The organism is Luteimonas terricola (genome assembly GCF_004352845.1).
GTDB lineage: Bacteria > Pseudomonadota > Gammaproteobacteria > Xanthomonadales > Xanthomonadaceae > Luteimonas > Luteimonas terricola.
Window position 1 is genome coordinate 199,385 of the sequence record NZ_SJRX01000003.1, and the last position, 19,092, is coordinate 218,476.

Annotated in this window: 15 protein-coding genes, 1 tRNA gene and 1 pseudogene; 10 read left to right on the plus strand and 7 right to left on the minus strand. The window is 68.0% G+C overall.

Features of this window, described 5'->3' with window-relative positions:
• Nucleotide 1 precedes the first annotated feature (1 nt).
• Both rlmB and rnr read right to left on the minus strand, forming a co-directional pair.
• Nucleotides 2-763 (minus strand): 23S rRNA (guanosine(2251)-2'-O)-methyltransferase RlmB, encoded by a 762-nt coding sequence (gene rlmB, locus E2169_RS08450; RefSeq protein ID WP_132986184.1) that lies wholly within the window; start codon nt 761-763, stop codon nt 2-4.
• Between the two features lie 13 nt (nt 764-776).
• On the minus strand, nt 777-3,347 hold the full coding sequence (gene rnr / locus E2169_RS08455) for a ribonuclease R (protein WP_132986185.1): 2,571 nt from the start codon (nt 3,345-3,347) through the stop codon (nt 777-779).
• An 88-nt stretch (nt 3,348-3,435) separates the two neighbouring features.
• On the opposite strand from rnr, the gene E2169_RS08460 reads away from it, so the two are divergent.
• The 3 genes from E2169_RS08460 to E2169_RS08470 all read left to right on the plus strand — a co-directional run bounded on the left by E2169_RS08460 (nt 3,436) and on the right by E2169_RS08470 (nt 6,143).
• Nucleotides 3,436-3,522, plus strand: a tRNA-Leu gene (locus E2169_RS08460).
• A gap of 179 nt (nt 3,523-3,701) precedes the next feature.
• Nucleotides 3,702-4,925, plus strand: coding sequence for a tyrosine-type recombinase/integrase (locus tag E2169_RS08465; protein WP_132986186.1), 1,224 nt, complete (start codon nt 3,702-3,704; stop codon nt 4,923-4,925).
• Between the two features lie 501 nt (nt 4,926-5,426).
• Nucleotides 5,427-6,143, plus strand: coding sequence for a tyrosine-type recombinase/integrase (locus E2169_RS08470; protein WP_132986187.1), 717 nt, complete (start codon nt 5,427-5,429; stop codon nt 6,141-6,143).
• Nucleotides 6,144-6,319: 176 nt separating this feature from the next.
• On the opposite strand, the gene E2169_RS08475 is transcribed toward E2169_RS08470, so the two are convergent.
• Nucleotides 6,320-8,035 (minus strand): hypothetical protein, encoded by a 1,716-nt coding sequence (locus E2169_RS08475; RefSeq protein WP_132986188.1) that lies wholly within the window; start codon nt 8,033-8,035, stop codon nt 6,320-6,322.
• Nucleotides 8,036-8,401: 366 nt separating this feature from the next.
• Between E2169_RS08475 and E2169_RS08480 the strand changes: the two genes are divergently transcribed.
• Complete coding sequence (locus tag E2169_RS08480) at nt 8,402-8,950, plus strand: DUF4124 domain-containing protein (RefSeq protein WP_132986189.1); 549 nt, start codon at nt 8,402-8,404, stop codon at nt 8,948-8,950.
• Between the two features lie 530 nt (nt 8,951-9,480).
• On the opposite strand, the gene E2169_RS08485 is transcribed toward E2169_RS08480, so the two are convergent.
• Together E2169_RS08485 and E2169_RS08490 are read right to left on the minus strand one after the other, a co-directional pair.
• On the minus strand, nt 9,481-10,374 hold the full coding sequence (locus tag E2169_RS08485) for an NAD(P)/FAD-dependent oxidoreductase (RefSeq protein WP_132986190.1): 894 nt from the start codon (nt 10,372-10,374) through the stop codon (nt 9,481-9,483).
• Nucleotides 10,371-10,556, minus strand: a complete 186-nt coding sequence (locus tag E2169_RS08490) for a hypothetical protein (protein ID WP_132986191.1) — start codon at nt 10,554-10,556, stop codon at nt 10,371-10,373. Before E2169_RS08490 ends, E2169_RS08485 begins: the two co-directional genes overlap by 4 nt.
• Nucleotides 10,557-10,768: 212 nt before the next feature.
• Between E2169_RS08490 and E2169_RS08495 the strand changes: the two are divergent.
• From E2169_RS08495 to E2169_RS08520, 6 genes and pseudogenes are all read left to right on the plus strand, one after another.
• Nucleotides 10,769-11,113, plus strand: a pseudogene (locus E2169_RS08495) (DNA topoisomerase IB); the annotation flags it as partial.
• Between the two features lie 30 nt (nt 11,114-11,143).
• On the plus strand, nt 11,144-11,323 hold the full coding sequence (locus E2169_RS08500) for a hypothetical protein (protein ID WP_132986193.1): 180 nt from the start codon (nt 11,144-11,146) through the stop codon (nt 11,321-11,323).
• 66 nt (nt 11,324-11,389) lie between these two features.
• The gene (gene parC / locus E2169_RS08505; protein WP_132986194.1) at nt 11,390-13,633 is read left to right on the plus strand and encodes a DNA topoisomerase IV subunit A; all 2,244 of its coding nucleotides are present in this window, start codon (nt 11,390-11,392) and stop codon (nt 13,631-13,633) included.
• A gap of 13 nt (nt 13,634-13,646) precedes the next feature.
• Nucleotides 13,647-14,312, plus strand: a complete 666-nt coding sequence (locus E2169_RS08510; RefSeq protein ID WP_132986195.1) for a thiopurine S-methyltransferase — start codon at nt 13,647-13,649, stop codon at nt 14,310-14,312.
• A gap of 86 nt (nt 14,313-14,398) precedes the next feature.
• Nucleotides 14,399-16,867 (plus strand): penicillin acylase family protein, encoded by a 2,469-nt coding sequence (locus E2169_RS08515; protein ID WP_132986196.1) that lies wholly within the window; start codon nt 14,399-14,401, stop codon nt 16,865-16,867.
• 30 nt (nt 16,868-16,897) lie between these two features.
• A complete protein-coding gene (locus E2169_RS08520) occupies nt 16,898-17,536 on the plus strand; it encodes a hypothetical protein (protein WP_132986197.1) in 639 nt (212 codons plus the stop codon).
• A 58-nt stretch (nt 17,537-17,594) separates the two neighbouring features.
• Here the strand turns inward: E2169_RS08520 and dapE are convergent, their stop codons facing one another.
• Both dapE and E2169_RS08530 read right to left on the minus strand, forming a co-directional pair.
• Nucleotides 17,595-18,725 (minus strand): succinyl-diaminopimelate desuccinylase, encoded by a 1,131-nt coding sequence (dapE, locus tag E2169_RS08525; protein WP_132986198.1) that lies wholly within the window; start codon nt 18,723-18,725, stop codon nt 17,595-17,597.
• Nucleotides 18,722-19,081, minus strand: coding sequence for a Spx/MgsR family RNA polymerase-binding regulatory protein (locus tag E2169_RS08530; protein WP_132986199.1), 360 nt, complete (start codon nt 19,079-19,081; stop codon nt 18,722-18,724). Before E2169_RS08530 ends, dapE begins: the two co-directional genes overlap by 4 nt.
• Nucleotides 19,082-19,092: the final 11 nt, after the last annotated feature.

Consider the following 19,092-nt stretch of genomic DNA (forward strand, 5'->3'; position numbering starts at 1 on the left):
ATCAACCGAGCCGCTGCCGCACAACCTCGAACAGGCACACGCCCGCGGCCACCGACACGTTCAGGCTCTCGACGCCGGATTCGCCGGCACCCGGCATCGGCAGCGCGACCAGCTGGTCGCAGTGCTCGCGCGTGAGCCGGCGCAGGCCCTCGCCCTCGCCGCCCAATACCAGGGCGACGTTGCCGCGCAGGTCGACGCCGTACAGCGACGCGTCCGACTCTCCGTCCAGGCCGTAGATCCACACGCCCTGCTTCTGCAGCTCGCGCAGGCTGCGCGAAAGATTGGTCACCCGCACCACGGGAATCGCGTCCGCGGCACCCGCCGAGGTCTTGCGCACCGTGGCGTTGACCTGCACCGCCTTGTCCTTGGGGATCACCACCGCGGTCACGCCCGCGGCGGCCGCGCTGCGCAGGCAGGCGCCCAGGTTGTGCGGGTCCTGCACGCCGTCGAGCACCAGCAGCAGGGCGCGGCCTTCCGCAGCCTCGACCAGGCCCGGCAGGTCGTCCTCGTCGTGGGTCTTCACCGCCGCGTAGCGGGCGACCGCGCCCTGGTGGCGCAGGCCACCGGCGACGCCGTCCAGCGCCTGCTGCGCGACCCGACGCACGTCGATGCCGCGGCGCCGCGCCTCCTCCTCGATCGTGCCGATGCGCGGGTTCTTCGCGCCCGCCTCCAGCAGCACTTCGCGCACGTTGTCGGCGTCGTGTTCCACGGCCGAGGCGACGGCGTTGATGCCGACGATCCACTGGTTCTGCTTGTTGCCCATCTGGCCCTGGTCCTCAGTACTTCTTCTTGGAGCGCTTCGCCGGCTGTCCGCGCGGCGCAGGGGGATTCGGCTCCCCCTTCTGCCGCTGGCCTTCCTCGACGAGGCGGAAGTCGATCTTCAGGTCTTCCACGCTCGCCTTGAGCACCACGATGCGCACGCGGTCGCCGAGCCGGTATTCGCGCTCCGAGCGCTGGCCGGTGAGGGTCTTGCGGATCGGGTCGAAGTGGTAGAAATCGTTGGGCAGCTGGGTCACGTGCACCAGGCCGTTGACCTTGGACTCGTCGAGCTCGATGAACAGGCCGAAGCTGGTCACCCCGCTGACCACGCCGTCGAACTCGCGGCCCACGTGCTCTTCCATCCACGCCGCGCGGTAGCGCTCGTCGACCTCGCGCTGGGCCTCGTCTGCACGGCGCGAGCGCTCCGAACACTGCAGCGACAGCGTCGCCATCTGGTGCGCCGTGTACTTGTACTGCGCCGCGCTGCCACCGATGAGCGCGTGCTTGATCGCGCGGTGCACCAGCAGGTCGGCATAGCGGCGGATCGGCGAGGTGAAGTGGGCGTAGGCCTCCAGCGCCAGGCCGAAGTGGCCGATGTTGTCGGGCGAGTACACCGCCAGCGACTGGCTGCGCAGCAGCACCGACTCCAGCAGCGCCGCGTCCGGGCGCTCGCGCACGGTCTCGAGCAGCTTGCGGAAATCGCGCGGGCGCACCTTCGCCCAGGTCGGCAGGCGCAGCTGGAACTCCTTCAGGAACTCCAGCAGGTCGGCGTACTTGCCCTCCGGCGGGCGGTCATGGTCGCGGAACGGCGCCGGGATCGCGGACGCGAGCAGTGCGTGCGCGGCGGCGACGTTGGCCGAGATCATGCACTCCTCGATCAGCTTGTGGGCATCGTTGCGCTGGATCATGCCGGCCTGCGTGACCTCGCCCTGCGGGCCGAGCACGAAGCGCACCTCGGAAGTCTCGAAGTCGATCGCGCCGCGCTGCTGGCGCGCCTTCTCGAGCACCTTGAACAGCTGGTGCAACTGCAGGACCTGCGGCATCTGCGCGCCGATGAAGGCCTGCGCGGCGTCGCGGTCGGCATCGGGGACGCCATCGCCCACGGCGTTCCAGACCTGGTTGTAGGTCAGCCGCGCATGCGAATGCATCACCGCCTCGTGGAAGGAGTACGAGACCACGTTGCCGCGGCGATCAACCTGCATGTCGCAGGCGAAGCACAGGCGATCGACCTTCGGCTTCAGCGAGCAGATGCCGTTGGACAGCGTCTCCGGCAGCATCGGCACGACGTAGCCCGGGAAGTACACCGAGGTCGCGCGCTTCTGCGCTTCCACGTCCAGCGGCTCGTCCGGGCGGACGTAATGCGCGACGTCGGCGATCGCCACGATCAAACGGAAGCCGTCGCGGTTGGGCTCGCAGTACACCGCGTCGTCGAAGTCCTTGGCATCCTCGCCGTCGATGGTGACCAGGGCGAGCTTGCGCAGGTCCAGCCGACCCTGCACCTCGCGGGCCTCGACGTCGACCGGAACCGCGGAGGCGGCGTCCAGCACTTCTGCGGGAAACTCATGCGGGATGTCGTGGCCGTGGATCGCGGCCTCGACCGCGATCGAAGCGGTCAGCCTGTCGCCCAGCACCGCCAGCACGCGCCCGATCGGCGGCCGGTGGTTGTCCGGCGGCGCGACGATCTCGCACACCACCAGTTGGCCATCGCGTGCGTCCTGGCGCGCATCGGTCGGGATCTGCACGTTGCGCTGGATGCGGCGGTCGTCGGGAACCACGAAGCTGATCCCGGACTCGATCGCGAAGCGTCCGATCAGGCGGCTGACGCGGCGTTCGAGCACCTCCACGATCACGCCTTCGCGGCGGCCGCGGCGATCGACGCCGGTCACGCTGCCGAGCACGCGGTCGCCGTGCATGACCTTGCGCATCTCGAAGGGCGGCAGGAACAGGTCGTCGCCGACGCCGTTCTCCGGGCGCAGGAAGCCGAAGCCCTCGGGGTTGGCGATCACCGTGCCGGGAATCAGGTCGGCCTTCGCAGCGGGAACGAAGCCGCTGCGGCGGTTCTTCAGGATCTGGCCGTCGCGGACCATCGCCGCCAGGCGCTTGTCCAGCGCAATCGCGCGCTCGGGCTCGGCCAGGCCGAGGACCTGCTGCAGGGCTTCGGCGTCCAGCGGACCATCGGCGTCGGTGAGCACCTGCAGGATGGCTTCGCGGCTGGGAATGGGATTCTCGTAGCGGCCGGCCTCGCGCGCGGCCTGCGGATCCTCCACGCCGGCGCCGCCGCGCTTGCGCTTGGCAGTGCCGGGGCGCGCCGGCGTCGTCTTCTCGCCGGCAGGTGTCGCAGGAGCCGCCCCGCCTGCGGAGGTTGCCTCCGGACCGCGCGGCTTCATCGCCCGCAGCAGGCCGGGATCGGGCATCCATGCAGGCAGCGCGCCGGCCTTGGCCTTGCCCGCCGCGGGCGTGCGCTTGGCCGCGGCTTTCGCCGGTGCGGTGTCGCCCTTCGCACCCTTGCCGGATGCACCCTTGTCCGTCCCTGGCTTTGCAGGGGTCTTGCCGCGGCCTGCGCCGCGCTTGTCGGTGGTTTTTGTCATCCAGCGATTGTACGCGCGCGCCGTCGATGCTCCGTGGGTGTCAACCGTTGACAGCGCTGCCGCCGCATTGCACCATACGCGCCCACCTGCCCAGGTGGCGGAATTGGTAGACGCACTAGCTTCAGGTGCTAGCGGGGGCAACTCCGTGGAGGTTCGAGTCCTCTTCTGGGCACCACATCGAGGTTTCAGGGCGTAGCCCAAGCGACCGCAAGTGGACAGAAAGGCCCGCAAACGCGGGCTTTTTTGTGCCTGACTGTTTCATAAGGTCGCCCACCATCCCGCACCACGTGGGGGTATCACTGGGGGTATCGGCCGCGGCGTGCTAGTCTGTCCCCAATATAGGGGGTATCAGACATGGCGAAGGAATCGGGCAAGCTCGCAGCAGTGGCAATCAAGAACCTGCCACGAGGCAAGCACGCGGACGGCGGCGGAATGTTCCTGCACGTCATGGACAGCGGCACACGCGCATGGCGTATGAAGTACCGCCACGGTGGCCGGGAAAAGCTGTTGGCGTTCGGCGTGTTCCCCGAGGTCACCTTGGCCGAGGCACGGCAGAAGAGGACCGCAGCGCGCGCCCTTCTACGCGAAGGCACCGACCCCAGCGCCCACAAGGCAGGACAGCGGGACACCGCCAAGCGGACAGGGGATGCCGCGTTCCCCAAGGTCGCCGCCGACTGGCTGGCCGAAGCCAAGCCCACATGGGCACCGGAGACATACCGGAAGGCCGCCTATGTGGTGGACACCTACCTAGTGCCCAAGCTGCGGCGGGAGTCCTTCGCCACGATGACCACGCAAGCGGCCGTGCGCGCCCTTGTGTCGATTGCCGAGGCTGCGCCGTCGCTGGCTGCTAAGGCGCGCCAGTACCTTGGACAGATGGTCGCGTATGCCATCCGCAACGGCCTGCGGGATGACGGTCGGCTACTTAACCTGCGCGGTGCGCTGCCCCGGCATGACAAGGGACATATCGCCGCCGCGACTACTCCGACAGAAGCACAAGGCCTTGTCCGCGCCATCGCGGCCTATGAATCGCCTGTCACACGCGCCGCCCTACAGCTCACCATGCTGACCGCACAACGGCCGGGCACCATCGTGGCCGCCGAGTGGACCGAAGTGGACCTAGACGCCGCCGAGTGGCACATCCCCGCCGCGAAGATGAAGCAGCGCCATGCCCATGTGGTCGCCCTGCCCTCGCAGGCCGTGGAGATACTGCGGGGGATGCTCGCCTACTCCGCAGGACAGAAGCATGTATTCCCGGCACTGGCCCGGCAGAAGTCCCCGCACCTACATCGCGACTCACTTAGTAAGGCACTGCGTGACCTGGGCTTCGGCGGGCGACACGCCACGCATGGTTTCCGGGCCATGTTCCGCACAGTCGGACGCGAGCGGCTGGGGATTGATTCGGACGTGCTTGAAGCGCAGCTCGCCCACGCCAAGCGCGGCGATGTGCAGAAGGCATACGACCGGACGCAGTTTCTCGACGCACGCCGCGAGGCGATGCAGAAGTGGGCGGACTACCTAGACCAACTGCGGGAAGGCACCGGGGCCAACGTGGTGCCCTTCAAGCACAAGGCCGCCTAGCGATCCCCCTGAGTCACGGGCGGCTCTTTCCGAGCGTCTAGATAAGCTTTGGTCCACTTGGGGCCGTATTCGTCGTCCCATCTGCTAAAGGAATAGCCGGGCAGGCTAGGCGGTGCCCCCTTCGATAGCATGCTTTCCGTTATCGCCTTGCGCCAGGACTCGCAAGACCCCTTCGCAGCATCAATAGCCTCCTGCGCGCTTCCAGCCTGCCGGGCATAGCCCTCAATAGCGATCCTCACGCAGCCCGCCCACACGTCGCCTGCGTGATGCGTCCGCTCAGGCTCGGCGGCAGACACTGAGCAGCCCGCAAGCATGGCCGCACAAAACAACGTAACGCGCATATTCCCCCCCCCTAGCAGATAGACGACTTCATAGACACTGGCGACCGACAAGCGGCGCAACTCAGCGACTTTTCAATGATAGGGCACAGAGGACGTAGGCGGGACCGGTGAACCGCCCCGCGGGGCCAAGACTTGTACACGCGCACCGAGGATCGCAGAAATGGGCAAGCTGACTGAAAAAGCGCTGCGCGCGTTGAAGCCGGAAGATCGCATCTACAACGTCGCCGATGGAGCCGGCCTCTCGATCGAGGTCTGGCCGAACGGCGGCGCGTACTGGCGATTCCGATATCGCTTCGCAGGCAAAGCAAAGCGTTTGAGCTTAGGCGTGTACCCCGAGGTCTCGCTACGCGAAGCGCGCGACAGCCTGACGACGGTCAGGGCGCTGCTGCGATCGGGCATCGACCCGTCGCAGGACCGCCGCGAAGCAAAGGCGGCGCTACTGACGGTTGCCGATCGCGAGTTCACCAAAGTGGCCGCCGACTGGCTAGCTCACCAGAAGCCCGGATGGGCGCCCGAGACTTACCGCAAGGCCGCGTACATCGTCGACCAGTACCTGGCGGAACACCTGAAAGGCGCCGACATCGCCACCCTGGGAACGCCCGAGGCTCGGCGAGCCATTGGGGCCATTGCGGCGCGGGTGCCCGCCTTGGCGCAGAAGGCGCGCGGGCACTTGGGGTCGATCGTGGAGTTTGCTGCCGCCTATGGCTGGCGACGGTCCCGAGCCTGCCGCGCGATCCGCGGATTCCCGATGACGTGGACACGAAGGGGATTACCAAGGCAAACGACCACTTCCTTGATGCGACCAGCTATCCGCGCAGATGAAAGCCCGATGGGCGGACCCGGCCTATCGGGAGCGCGCCCGAGGCTTCCACCGTGACGAACGAACCTACCGCTGGCAGCACGTCGCGTCCGGGCGCATCGTCTCCCGGACCAAGCTCGAAATGCGGGAGGAGGAGGGCGTGCGGCCCGATTCTTTGGACAGTCTCGTGTCTGGGCGCATCCAGACCTCACGGGGCTGGCGACTCGCGCCGCGGTCCCTTCTCGGGCGAGCGCCTATGTGGATTTTTCCGTAGCAGCCGGATCAAGCTCCAAGACAGTACGTGAGGGTGGGCGGTCGAGAATCTGCATTCCGATTTTCACAAGGCGCGGCCCCTCTGCCTCATAGACCATGCCGTCCACAAGACAATCCGCCGCGACTCGTGGACTCTCCGCGGCGATTCGAGCGTAATGTTCCTTGGTCCAGCTCAAAACCGCTTTTCGCAAGGCTCTCGTTGGCTTTTCGTAATCGGTGCCGTGATCCTTGAGACCCAACACATTCATAGCCATGCCAAGCACGCGGGACCCCTTGAAGTTGGGCCATTCGCCCATTCGTGAGATTTCGTCATAGATCAATCGACGCAGTTTGTATTTGATGATTCTGGCCGCTGATCCTTCGGGCGCGAAGGAACCAAAGAACTTTCCCCATACGTCGTTGTGTTGCACAGCCCAACACAGCTCTTTTGGCGCCTTGACTGAGGCCGCTTCAAAGACAATCTCGAACATCAGTTCTGCGATTAGGTCGTAAACGTCTCTATGGTGGTCACCGTCTCTGCGCCTCAAGGTCGTGTAAAAATCATCCTTCCTAGCATCGAGAATCTTGATCGCGTCAATCGCAAAATCCACCACGACCCGCAGCCGCTTTAGGCTATCGTCAGCCCACCACTCCGAGGTTGATCCGTTGATCTTGTACAGGCCACTGATAGAGCCCTGAATGTCGTGGACCACGCGAAACAGAACGGATGAGTGTTGATTGCCAGCACCGCTTTCGATGTAGCTCCTAAAGGTTACGAGCACCAAGCGGCAAAACGTCTCCCACTGCTCGGCATCCCACCGCTGCCTTTCTCTGTAATCGACATCGAAAACCTGGCCAAGCGAGTCAACCAGCGCATAGTTTCCATATAGCGCCTTTGTCAGCGGCTTATGGAAGCCTACATATCCGGTGTAGTAGCCCTCCACCTCGTGATATGCGAAAGAGTCCCGATTCGCGATAGCTTCCGACGTAATATTCTTGGCGAAAGTGTCGAGCGGCACGTTAAATTTCTGCTGGGCCGCAGTCTCCTCGAAAAGCGCAAGGGCTGTGATAGGCGAAGCCTGCACTACGTGCCGGCAGAACTTTCGATCCGCAATTATCAATAATGCATCGTAAGCGTAACGGCGCACCCTCAACAACCGCTCATGAGCCGTCTCTTTCCCGGGTTTACGTTGTTCGTGGTACGCCTTCAGCTCTCTGCTTTGCCACGAATATTCAATTAGGGTTTTAGCGGAACGTGACAACTCATCAGCTATTTCCGGTAGCTCCGCGGGTGAACCTCTAAGAATCGCTCGATACACCTGCTGTACGAAGCGTCGAGAGTTCCACCGACTGAAGACCGCTGGGCGAATGAAGGCGAACCAGACCCAAGTCATGAAGGTCAGCAGGAACAAGCCTCCAAGGAACGCCTGCCATCCCGCCGAAGTGACCAAGTTCCCTTTGGGAACGGGCCACTGCTCTGCCCGCCACCAGTCCGTCAGCAAGGCCAAGCAGCCCACTGCGCCAATGACGATGAAGGTGAGCCCTTGGAGGGGGAGCGGAGCGGTTCTCAAGCGGAAGCGATAGCGCACGTCCGCTATCGTCCACGCAAGCACCATCAGTGCGAGCGCAGCAAGGAACTCCGAAAATCCAAAGAACTTTGAGCCATCCGCATCAAGCGGCACAAAGCACAATCCCCAATAGCACTGTTCAACGCCCACTCACGCCCCCTGTCATAACTCATGCTGCGCGCGTCGATCATCGCACCACGCAAGCAAAGCAAAAAGGCCGCCCTTTCGGGGCGATCCTTCTGCTACAGCGTGGTGCCGGAAATAGGAATTGAACACGTGACCTGATCCAACGAAAAAGCTGCCCAAGAGGGCGGCTTTTTCGTCCCATCCCATCCAACGTCCGTAGGTGGGTCGTTAGGTGGGCAGATCGGTCAATCCTGCGTAAGCTATTGATCCGTATTGTAAAGTGGCGTCCCCACGGGGATTCGAACCCCGGCCGCATGGCGTGGCAGGCCTGCAGGCCGGGGTGTAGGCTCGGGATTGGCTAGCAATCTAGTGCTAGGGCGGGAGGGGGCAATGGACGTTCGGGCGATCATGATCTTGGCCGCGGTCATCGGGGTGCTGGCGCCTGGTGTCACGCACGCCCAGACCATCTTCAAGTGCACCGACGGCAAGGGGGGCACCGCGTTCCAGCAAACCCCCTGCGATGAGGCCGCGCGCACCGAGTCGGTACGCTCGTTCAAGCCGGAGCCGGACACGCCCCAGCGCTACGACCAGCCCCATCCGGCGCAAGCCTTCCAGTTCCAGGGCGACCAGGACCGCGACCGCAGTTCGGCAAGACAGCAGGCACCGCGGCGGCCTGACATCAATCCGATGAGCGCCGACGCGGAGATGATGCGGCGAATGGAGAACCTCGCGGGCACGCGCGAAGGTCGCGCGCTGCTGCGGCAGATGACGGGCCAGCCCTCGCCGCGCGCCGCGGTGCCGGATCCAGCCGCCGGCATCGGACTTCCCACGCGCGTAATCGACCCCCGTACCAGCATGCCCGTGGACGGGGCGATCAAGGTGGCGCCGAACCGCATCTGGGATCCCAAGACCGGGAAGTACTACTGGACCACGCCCTAGGCACCGCCGCGCACAGGGTGAGGTTTGCTAAGGTCGGAACGAAGCCATTGCGAGACCCCTGACATGGCTCAGGACCCGAAAACCACCACGCCGGCGGCGCCCAGGCCGGCCAAACCCGGGCCGCTCACGCCCGAAGAAATCGCCGAACTCCGAGCAGGGGCCAAGCGGTCGGCGGCGAACATGGTGGTGCGGCTCCAGGCGGAGCGCTTGAGAGAATCAGAGAATTCATCGAAATGACGGGGTATTCGTGGGCCGGGATCAACCTGGCCGCCCTGCTCTTGCCGCCGTCGGCAGTCTGGCCATCACCGTACCGCTCCGAGATGCACCCGCCCGGCGACCGGCAGTCTGTAAGTAGATTCGTGCGTAGGAGCATCATTCATCAGGTCGAAACCCAGATATACCAAGGCCTGCGGACGCCTGGTCGGTTCCTCTTCTGGCACCATCATTAGGTTTCAGCAGGTATCACTGGGACCCACCGATGACACGAAACCCCGCGCAAGCGGGGTTTTTTGTTTCCCGCGCCGCGCCGCTTAAACCGGCGCGCGTGCGACGAACGGGAGCGCGTTGTGCGCATGCGTGGCCGCGATCGCTGCATATCCCACGGCCACCGAGATCTGGTTGAGCCCGCTGACGATGTCGCCGATGGCATACAGGCCGGGCAGCCGCGTCTGCTGGTCGGCGTCGACGATGATCTCGCCATCCTCCGTCAGCTCCACGCCCGCGGCCGCCGCGATCGCCGCGCTCGTATCACAGCCGAGATAGGCATAGACGGTGTCGAAGCCGACCGCAGCCTGCCCTGGAGGCGAATAGGTGCATCGGCGACCGTCGAACGCCAGGCGTCCTCCGCCAGGCAGCCACTCGACTCCGACCGTCCGCGCCTCCTCCCCGGCCGCGCCACCATCACCGTCGTCGGTCGGCAGGGCATGCACGGCCGAGGAATAGGCACGAAGGAACAGGGCATGGGCGCCGATCGCGGCGCTCGGGCCGTACACGCCGATGGCCAGGTCGCTGGCTTCGTAGGCGTCGCAGATCGAGCACAGCCTGAGCGCGCCGCTTGCGACCGCGGGCTCCACCCACGCGTCGTCCGGGAGGCGATCGGTGACGCCGGTGGCGAGGATCAGCCTGCGTGCCTGCCAGCGGCGCTCACCCGCAAGGACCTCGAAACCATCCCCGCCGTGCACGATCCGGTCCACCGTCGCCTGTTCAATGGCGACATCGACGGCGGCGGCCTGATCGCGCAGGCGCCGCAGCAGCGCTTCGCCGGACACGCCCTGCGGAAAACCCGGACAGTTGTTGCTTTCCGGTATCCAGCGCGCCCTGCTGTGCCCCGCGTCGAGCACGACACAGGACCGGTGAAAGCGGCGCAGGTAGGACGCGGCCGTGAGGCCCGCCGGCCCGCCGCCGACGATGATGACGTCGATCATCCGCGCTCGTCGGGCCCCGGCGGCGCCTTCCTCTGCGTGCCCCCCTCATGCTTGGGCATGGGGTCCTTACGGGTCGGCGACCAGGCGTTGCGGTCGCCGCTGCTGTGCGGATAGGACCGCTCCTCGCGGTCGGGCTTGTCACTGGCGGGCGTGTCGCTGTCGGGTTGCTTGCGGTGCGGCATGGGGGACTCCCTGCTGGGTCCACTTCGAAGTGGCCAACGTGCATCCCTGAGGCGCAAGGCAACGTGATCGCCGGACCCCGGATTCCGGAACCCCGGCATCGGCCGCAGGTTCATCGCGCGATCACCGTCCGTGCGTAGGTTTCCAGTATGGCAACGCACGCAGCAAAGAGCGCCAGCAGGCAAGTGAGGCGCAGCCTGCGGAGGCCTTCACCGCCAAGGATTTCCGCACCTGGGGCGCGACCCTGGCGGCCTTTCGCCTGCTGGCCGCGAGTCAGCCGCCGGCCGGGGCGAGCGAGCGGGCGCTGACCGGAGTGCAGCAGCAGGTAGTTGCCGAGGTGGCGACGATGCTCGGCAACACCGTGTCGGTCTGCCGCAAGTCATACATCGACCCTTGCGTGTTCGAAGGCTGGCAGGACGGCAGCCTGGAACGCGCCGCGGCACGCGCCCGCGGTCCGCGGCAGTGGGAATCCGCGGCGCGGCGCTTCCTCGCCCGGGCGGGTCGCGCCGCCGCCCCGCGCCGGCGCCCGGTCACGCCGCGACAACGCAGGCAGGGCTAATAAGCCATCACCCTCCAGCACGAGACCGCCATGAGCCGCGACCGCAAAGACCTGCCCCAGGAACACGATCCGCATGCGCCCCCGGAAAGCCCCGGCGACCGCGCGCGCCGCAAGGACAAGGAGAGCGAGAACCAGGACGAGGCCCTGGAGGAAACCTTCCCCGCCAGCGATCCCACCTCTCCCTTCATCCCCGCCAAGGTCCGCGACTGAGCACGGCCGGGCCGGCAGCCGCCCGGCCCCGGTAGAATCACCGGTTCCCATGCCACAGCAGTCCCAATGAACGACCCGATCCGCCCCGTCTTCCACGGTTTCGAACAGATCCCGCTGCGCGAGTACGCCGAACGCGCCTACCTCGACTACTCGATGTACGTGGTGCTCGACCGCGCCCTGCCCTTCATCGGCGACGGGCTGAAGCCGGTGCAGCGGCGAATCATCTATGCCATGAGCGAGCTGGGGCTCCAGGCCTCGGCCAAGCCCAAGAAGTCGGCGCGCACGGTTGGCGACGTGATCGGCAAGTTCCATCCGCACGGCGACAGCGCCTGCTACGAGGCGCTGGTGCTGATGGCCCAGTCCTTCAGCTACCGCTACCCGCTGATCGAGGGCCAGGGCAACTTCGGCTCGCCCGACGATCCCAAGTCGTTCGCGGCCATGCGCTACACCGAGTCGAAGCTGACGCCCATCGCCGAGGTGCTGCTGGGCGAACTCGCGCACGGCACGGTGGACTGGACGCCCAACTTCGACGGCACGCTGGAAGAGCCCACGTGGCTTCCCGCACGCCTGCCGCACCTGCTGCTCAACGGCACCACCGGCATCGCCGTGGGCATGGCCACCGACGTGCCGCCGCACAATCTCAACGAGATCGTCAGCGCCTGCGTGCGCCTGCTCGACGACCCCGAGGCCACGGTCACGGACCTCTGCGAACACGTGCGCGGGCCCGACTACCCGACCGCGGCCGAAATCATCACGCCCGCCGCCGACCTGCTTGCGATCTACGAGACCGGGCACGGCAGCGTGCGTGCGCGCGCGACCTTCCAGAAGGAAGGCCAGAACATCGTCGTCACCGCCCTGCCCTACCAGGTGTCGCCGTCGAAGGTGATCGAGCAGATCGCCGCGCAGATGCGCGCCAAGAAGCTGCCCTGGCTGGAGGACATCCGCGACGAGTCCGACCACGCCAACCCGGTGCGCGTGGTCCTGATCCCGCGGTCCAACCGCATCGACGTGGACCAGCTGATGGGCCACCTGTTCGCGACCACGGACCTCGAGAAGAGCTACCGGGTCAACCTCAACATCATCGGGCTCGACGGCCGTCCGCAGGTCAAGAACCTGCGCACGCTGCTGCTGGAATGGCTCAGCTTCCGCTCCGACACCGTCACCCGCCGCCTGCAGCACCGGCTGGACAAGGTCGAGCGCCGCCTGCACCTGCTCGAAGGCCTGCTGGTCGCTTTCCTCAACCTGGACGAGGTGATCCGCATCATCCGCACCGAGGACGAACCGCGGGCGGTGCTGCAGGCGCGCTTCGAGCTCAGCGACGACCAGGTCGACTACATCCTCGAGACCCGCCTGCGCCAGCTTGCGCGGCTCGAGGAAATGAAGATCCGCGGCGAGCAGGACGAGCTCGACAGCGAGCGCGACCGCCTGATGGCCACGCTCGGCAGCAAGGCGAAGCTGCGCAAGCTGATCAAGGACGAACTGCTGGCGGACGCGAAGAAGTTCGGCGACGCCCGCCGCTCGCCGCTGGTCGCCCGCGGCGCCGCCCAGGCGCTGGCCGAGACCGACCTCGTCGCGGCCGAGCCGGTCACCATCGTGCTCAGCCAGAAGGGCTGGGTGCGCGCGGCCAAGGGCCATGAGGTCGATGCGTCCGCGCTGTCCTATCGCGACGGCGACGGCCTGCTGGCTTCGGTGCGCGGGCGCAGCACGCAGCAGGTGGCCTTCCTCGATTCCGCCGGCCGCGCCTATTCCACGCTCGCGCACGGCCTGCCCTCGGCGCGCGGCAATGGCGAACCGCTCACTGCACGCTTTTCGCCCGCGCCCGGCGTGGCCTTCGTGGCCATGGCCAGCGGCGACGCCGATACGCGCTTCGCGCTGGCAAGCTCGGCCGGCTACGGCTTCGCGACCCGCTTCGAGAACCTGACCGGGCGGCAGAAGGCGGGCAAGGCCATGCTCACGCTGCCCGAAGGCGCGCGCGTGCTGCAGCCCGCGGCGGTGACCGGCATGGACAGCGACCGCATCGTGGCCGTGACCAGCGCCGGACACCTGCTCGCGTTCCCGGTCTCCGAGCTGCCCGAGTTCGACCGCGGCAAGGGCAACAAGATCATCGATATCCCGAAGGCCAAGCGCGGCACCGAGCGCGTGGTGGCGATCGCGTCGGTGCCCCCGGGCGGCACCCTGTCGGTCAAGTCCGGCGCGCGCACGATGTCGCTGTCGTTCCGCGACCTCGAGCCCTACCTCGGCACCCGCGGCAGCCGCGGCGGCCTGCTGCCGCGCGGCTGGCAGAAGGTCGACGGGCTGGCGGTCGACTGATGGCGCACGCGTGATGGAGCCCGCGTTCTGGCACGAGCGCTGGCGCGACGGCCGGATCGGCTTCCACCAGCCGGTGGTCACGCCGCAGCTCGAACGCCATTGGGACACGCTGGCGCTGCCCGCCGGCAGCACCGTGTTCGTGCCGCTGTGCGGCAAGAGCCTGGACATGCCGTGGCTGGCCACGCGCGGCCACCGGGTGCTCGGCGTCGAGCTGTCGGAAACCGCCGTGCGCGGGTTCTTCGAAGAACAGGGGCTTGTGCCCGCGCAGCGCGAAACAGGGTACGGCGTGCACCATGCAGCCGGCCCGTTCGAGATCATCGTGGGTGATGCCTTCGCGCTCGACCACGCGGTGCTGGCGGGCTGCGCCGGCGTCTTCGACCGTGCCGCGCTGATCGCGCTGCCGCCCAACCTGCGCCGCCGCTATGTCGAAACGACCTGGGCCAGCCTGCCGGACGACTGCCGCGGGCTGCTGGTGACGCTGGAGTACCCGCAGGCGGAGATGGCCGGCCCGCCGTTCTCGGTCGAGGCTGCGGAGGTACAGGCCCTGTTCGCTGCGGCGTGGTCGCCCACCCTGGTCGAGCGCAGCGACATCCTTGCCCAAGAGCCCCGCTTCGCCGCCGCCGGAGTCGGTTCGCTTGCCACCGCAGCCTGGCGGCTGCAGCGCCAGGCCTCCGTCTAGCGCCCAGGGGCGCGCGGGATCGCAGCCCCAGGCTTGCCGCGACATGCGCGGCCCCTACAATGCGGCAGGCTTCAGGGGGAATCGCCATGCTTCGCTGGACCTTGCGCATCGCGCTGCTGCTGGCGCTGCTGGCCGCACTCGCGGCGCTGGCCGCGTGGTGGGCGTTGCGCGCCAGCCTGCCGCTGCTGGATGGCAACGCCGCCCTGCGGGGCCTGTCGGCACCGGTGACGATCGGCCGCGATGCCATCGGCGTCGCCACCATCGATGCCGCAAACGAAACCGACGCCATGCGCGCGCTCGGCTACCTGCACGCGCAGGAGCGCTACTTCGAGATGGATCTGATGCGGCGCACCGCCGCCGGCGAGCTGTCGGCGCTGTTCGGTCCCGGCGCGCTCGATGTCGACCGCAGGCAGCGCGTCCACCGCATGCGCGCGCGCGTCGATGCCAGCCTTGACGCGATCGCAGGCAGCCGCCGCCCGCTGCTGGACGCCTATGCCGAAGGCGCCAACGCCGGGCTCGCCGACCTGCGCGCGCGGCCCTGGCCCTACCTGCTGTTGCGCCAGCAGCCCGCGCCCTGGACCGCTGCCGACACCGCGCTGGTCGGCTACGCGATGTACTTCGACCTGCAGGACGCCGCCAACGCGCGCGAATTCGCGCTGTGGACGCTGCGGCCGCACCTGCCGCCACCGCTGTACGCGCTGCTCACGCACGGCGGCTCCAGCTGGGACGCGCCGCTGCTGGGCAAGGCCACCGGCGACGCAGTGCTGCCCGCGGCCGACGCTGTCGACCTGCGCCAGCTGCCCACGCCCGAGGGTGCCGAACCGGTCACCACGCCGCGTCCGCCGGCGCCGGGCAGCAACAACTTCGCGGTCTCCGGCCGGCTCACCGCCGACGGCCGCGCGATCGTCGCCGACGACATGCACCTGGCCCTGCGTGCGCCCAACATCTGGTTCCGCGCGCGGCTGCGCTGGCCCGACGCCGATGCGCCCGGGGGGCGCGTCGATGTGTCCGGCTTCACCCTGCCCGGCCTGCCGGCGGTGGTGGTCGGCAGCAACGGCCACGTCGCCTGGGGCTTCACCAACAGCTATGCCGACACCCTGGACTGGTCGCGCGTGACGCCCTGCGGCGAAGGCGTCGCGGATGGAGACAACGGCTGCGTGCACGTCGAACGCTTCAGCGAACGCATCGAAGTCGCCGGCGGCGAACCTGTGGGGTTCGAAGTCGAGCAGGTCGCGTGGGGCCCGCTGATCCATAGCCTCGACAACGGTGATGCACTGGCGCTGCGCTGGGTGGCGCACCAGCCCGGCGCACTCAACCTCGGACTGACCGCACTGGCCAGTGCAGGCGACCTCGACCGCGCCCTGCTGCTGGCGCGCGGCATCGCATTGCCGGCGCAGAACCTTGTGATCGGCGACCACACGGGCCGGGTCGCCTGGCGCATGCTCGGGCCGCTGCCGCGGCGCAGCGGCGCCTGCGCGGCGGCGAACCTGGTCGAGAACGATGCCGCGACCGGTGATGCCACTGCGCCGGCGCGCGCCGATACCGACACCGGGAACGAAGCACGCTGTGCCCCCTGGGAGATCGGCGGCAATGCCAACCCCGCGGTCGCCACGCCGACCGTCGACCGGGTGTGGACCGCGAACAGCCGCGTCGTGGGCACGCCCTGGATCGATGGCATCGGCGACGGCGGCTATGTGCTGGGCGCGCGCACGAAGCAGATCCGCGATGCCCTGTTCGCCAGCGAGCGCTTCGACGAGCGCGCCCTGCTCGCGATCCAGCTCGACGACCGCGCGCTGTTCCTGCAGCGCTGGTGGGAGCTGCTGCAGGCCAGCGCCGCCAGCGCGCACACGCCGGCGCTGCAGTCGCTGGCAACCGCGGCCAGCCACTGGGAAGGCCGCGCCGGGCCGGATTCGGTCAGCTACCGCCTGGTGCGCGCCTGGCGCAACGAGGTCAACGACCGCATCGCCGATGGCCTGGTGGCACCGGCGCGCGCGGCGCTCGGCGATGGCTTCCTGATGCCGGCGCTGCCGCAGTTGGAAGGGACCGCCTGGCCCCTGGTGTCGGAACAGCCGCCGCACCTGCTGCCACGCCGCTACGACAGCTGGCAGGCGCTGTTCGAGGACGCCGCGCATGATGTCCGCGACCAGCTCGAGGCCAAGGGGCCGCTGGCGCAGCGCACCTGGGGCGAGCGCAACACGGCCGCGATCTGCCACCCCCTGGCCGGGGCCATCCCGCTGCTCGGCAAGCGCCTGCTGTGCATGCCGCCGGACGAACTGCCCGGCGACACCGCGATGCCGCTGGTGCAGGGGCCGGACTTCGGCGCTTCGCAGCGCATGGTGGTGTCGCCCGGGCACGAGGCCGACGGCATCGTGCACATGCCCGGAGGCCAGAGCGGCCACCCGCTGTCGCCGTTCTGGGGCGCCGGCCACGATGACTGGGTGCACGGCCGGCCGACGCCGTTCCTGCCCGGCGAGGCCAGGCATGCGCTGATGCTGGAACCGGTCGGGACCGGCGGCGAAACCTCACCCGGAGTTCATCCGGGCACCGGACACTAGGCGGCATCCTCGAACAGCAGGAGAACGGACATGATCAGGAAACAGCACCTCGGCGCCCTCGTCCTTGCACTGGGACTCGGGCTGGCCTCCGGCGCGGCCATGGCGCAGACCATCGGCTACAACGTGCGCACCGGCGACGTCTGGGTCGATGCCCGCCTGGGCGAGATCAACGACTACGGGAGGCGCTACCGCGATCCCTTCATCGGCGAGATCAGCGGCCACTACGGCGCGCCCCGTTCGCTGCTGGTCGAGCTGCTCGACCGGCGCCACTGGGCGCCGGCAGATGTCTATTACGCCTGCGCCATCGCGCACGCGCTGGGCATTCCCTGCCTGGACGTCGTGCGCGAATACGACCGCAATCCCGGCCAGGGCTGGGGTGCCGTCGCCAAGCGCATGGGCATCAAGCCGGGCTCCGACGCCTTCCACGCGCTGAAGCGCGGAACGGTCGGCACCTATGAGCGCTGGGGTCATCCGGTCGTCATCGACCGCGCAGTGCGCGTCGACTGGTCGCGCCCCGGGAACGGGAACCGGGGCCACGGCGATCGCCCCGGCAACAGCCGGGGCAACGGCGGCAATGACGACAATCGCGGCAACAACGGAAACCGGGGCAACAAGGGCAACCGGGGCGACAAGGGCAAGGGCCGAGGCAACAACGCCCGCGGCAACTAGCCCCGAGGGCGATCGCTGCGCTGGATCGTGGCGCTCTGCACGCCCGCCGCCGCCCCGCTCAACCGACAAGCAATCGCCGCATCAATGCCAGGTAAAGCCCCGGCAGGGCCTCAAGGTCCGCCACGGACACATGCTCGTCCACCTTGTGGATGCTCGCGTTGACCGGGCCGACCTCGATGCACTGCGCGCCCAGCGGCGCGATGAAACGGGCATCGGATGTGCCGCCGCCGGTACTTTCCTCCGGGGCCACGCCGGCGACTTCGGCCAGCACCTCGCGCGCCGCGGCGCGCAGCGGACCTTCCGGGGTGAAGAAGGGCTCGCCGCTGCGATGCCAGCGCAGCTCGAAGTCCAGGCCGTGGCGCGCGAGCATGGCTTCGATCTCGGCTTCCAGGCGCGGCGCGTCCCAGTTCGGGTTGTAGCGCAGGTTGAAGTCCACCCGCAGCTCGCCCGGGATGACGTTGCTGGCACCGGTGCCGGCGGCAATATCGCTCACCTGCAGGCTGGTCGGCGGGAAGGTTTCATAGCCCTCGTCCCAAGGTCGCGTCGCGAGCTCGGCCAAGGCAGGCAGTGCCTGGTGCACGGGATTGCGTGCCTTTTCCGGATACGCGACATGGCCCTGCACGCCACGCACGCTCAGCGCGGCCGACAGCGAGCCGCGGCGACCGACGCGGAGCAGGTCGCCCAGGCGCTGCGTCGACGAGGGCTCACCGGTGATGCACCAGTCGATGCGCTGGCCACGGCGGCGGAACTCATCGGCCACGCGGCGCACGCCGTCGATCGCATCGCCCTCCTCGTCCGAGGTCAGCAGCAGCGCCACGGTGCCGGGATGGTCCGGGTGCGCTGCCACGAACTGCTCCAGCGCGACCACGAAGGCGGCCACGCTGCCCTTCATGTCGGCCGCGCCGCGCCCGTAGAGCACGCCATCGCGGACCTCCGGGACGAAGGGCTCGCTGGCCCAGGCTTCCCGCGGCCCGGGCGGCACGACGTCGGTGTGGCCGAGCAGGACCAGTACCGGCCCGCCGTCACCGTGCGTCGCCCACAGGTTGTCGACTGCGCCGAAGCGCATGTGCTCGCAGGCGAAGCCGGCACCCTGCAGGCGCTCGGCCAGCAGTGCCTGGCAACCGGCGTCGTCGGGCGTGACCGATGGCCGCGCGATCAGCTCGCGGGCCAGCGCAAGCACCTCGCTCACCCGCCGATCCCGAAGCGCTTCTTGAAACCGTTGTCGCTGAAGCCCTGGCTCATGACACCGTCACCCGTCACCACCACCGGACGACGGACCAGCTGCGGGTACTCGCGCAGCAGCAGCGTCCACTCGGCGTTCGAGCCCGCGGCCTTGCGGTTGTCGGGCAGCTGGCGCCACGTGGTGGAGGACTTGTTGATGAGCGCCTCGAAGCCCCCGGCCTGCCGCGCCCACTCAGCAAAGATCTCCGGCTCCGGCTTGTCCTTGCGGTAGTCGACGAAGTCGTGCGCGACGCCGAAGCGATCCAGCCACTTCCGTGCCTTGCGGCAGGTGTCGCAGTTGTCGAGTCCATACAGCGTGGTCATTGCGTGCCTCC